General features: G+C 69.8%; 3 protein-coding genes. All 3 read left to right on the top strand.

Annotated features, from left to right (window positions below; translation table 11 throughout):
* A partial coding sequence (locus SNE35_RS32005; RefSeq protein ID WP_320427128.1) for an ABC transporter permease subunit occupies positions 1-666 on the top strand: 666 nt, incomplete at its 5' end.
* The gene (locus tag SNE35_RS32010) at positions 663-1,430 is read left to right on the top strand and encodes an ABC transporter ATP-binding protein (RefSeq protein ID WP_320427129.1); all 768 of its coding nucleotides are present in this window, start codon (positions 663-665) and stop codon (positions 1,428-1,430) included. The genes SNE35_RS32005 and SNE35_RS32010, both read left to right, overlap by 4 nt.
* The coding region (locus SNE35_RS32015; protein WP_320427130.1) for an ABC transporter ATP-binding protein at positions 1,423-1,878 on the top strand (456 nt) is incomplete at its 3' end. The genes SNE35_RS32010 and SNE35_RS32015, both read left to right, overlap by 8 nt.

Genomic DNA, 1,878 nt, shown 5'->3' on the forward strand with positions numbered 1-1,878 from the left:
GGCCTGCTGGGCGCGCTCACCAGCCCCATGATCGTGCGCGGCACCGACCTCACCCGGCTGATGGTCACCATGGGTGTCGCCCTCGTGCTGCTGGAACTGGCCAACAAGTTCGACGACCTCACCGGCGGTGCCGACGGCCTGCAGGGCGTCCTCATCGGCCCGCTGCTGGGCCACTTCGAGTTCGACCTCGGCGCCCGCGTCGCCTCCTTCTACTCACTGGCCGTGCTCTTCCTCGCTTTCCTGCTGCTGCGCCGCCTCGTGCGCTCCCCGCTGGGGGTCTCGCTGCAGGCGTTGCGCGACAACCGGCTGCGCGTGATGGCCCTGGGCCTGTCCGTCACCGGCCGCCTGGCCGCCGTCTACACCCTCGGCGCCGCGCTGGCGGGAGCGGCTGGCGCGCTGCTGGCGCAAACCACCGGCTTCGCCTCGCTGGACGTGCTGGAGTTCCACCGCAGCGCCGATGTGATGACCGCCCTGATCATCGGCGGCACCGGTTGGCTGTGGGGAGGACTTGTCGGCGCCATCGCCTTCAAGGTCCTGCACGACCTGCTCTCCGCCATCACCCCGCAGTACTGGACCTTCTGGATCGGCCTGATCCTGGTCGTGCTGATGCTGGTCGGCCGCGAGCGGCTGCTCAGCCCACGGCGCTGGTTCCGGAGGCAGGCATGAACCCGAACACCAACGACGTCGTCCTCGAGACCAAGCACCTGGTCAAGCGCTTCGGCGGCATCACCGCCACCAACGACGTCTCGCTGACCCTGCGCCGCGGGGCGCGCCACGCGCTGATCGGCCCCAACGGTGCTGGCAAGACCACCCTGATCAACCAGCTCACCGGCGTCTCCGCCCCCACCGAAGGCCAAGTGCTGCTCGGCGGACGCGACATCACAGGCCTGGCCCCGCACAAGCGCGTCGCTCTGGGCCTGGCGCGCACCTTCCAGATCAACCAGCTGTTCGGCGAGCTGACCCCGATGCAGAGCCTGGCCCTGGCCGTCAGCAGTCGGCGCGATGCGGCGCGGCGCTGGTGGCAGCCGATGGGCAGCGACACGACCATCACCGAGGAAGTCGAAACCCTCTTGACCCAGTTCCGGCTGGAAGCGCACGCCGACCGCCGCACCCGCGAGCTGCCCTACGGCAAGCGGCGGCTGCTGGAGATCGGCCTGGCCGTGGCGCTCAAGCCCAGCGTGCTGCTGCTGGACGAGCCGGCGGCCGGTGTCCCGGCCAGCGAGCGGCAGGACATCCTGGACACGGTGGCGGCGCTGCCCGAGGACGTCTCGGTCGTGCTGATCGAGCACGACATGGATCTGGTCTTCAGCTTCGCCAAGAGCATGACGGTGCTGGTCAACGGCACGGTGCTGACCGAGGGCACGCCCGAGCAGATCGCGGCGGATCCGCGGGTCAAGGCCGTTTATCTGGGAGAGCAGACCCATGGCTGACACCCTGGAAGTGACGAGCCTGAGCTGCGGCTACGGCGAGGCCATCGTGCTCAGCGAGGTCAGCTTCAGCTTGAAGGCCGGACGCTCGCTGGCGCTCCTCGGCCGCAACGGCACCGGCAAGACGACCTTGATCGACACCCTGGTGGGTGCCACGCGCAGGCATACCGGCACGATCCGGCTGGCAGGCCAGGAGATCCAGCACCTGCCGCCCTATGCGCGCGCCGCGGCCGGCATCGGCTGGGTGCCGCAGGAGCGCAACATCTTCAAGTCGCTGACGGTGGACGAGAACCTGACGGCCGTGGCCCGGACCGGGGCGTGGACGCCGGCAAGGGTGTACGAGCTCTTCCCGCGGCTGGCGGAGCGCAAGAGGAACCTCGGGACGCAGCTCAGTGGCGGCGAGCAGCAGATGCTGGCCTTCGGCCGGGCGCTGGTGCTCAACCCGAAGCTG

Source organism: Roseateles agri (assembly GCF_034043675.1).
GTDB lineage: Bacteria > Pseudomonadota > Gammaproteobacteria > Burkholderiales > Burkholderiaceae_C > KK5.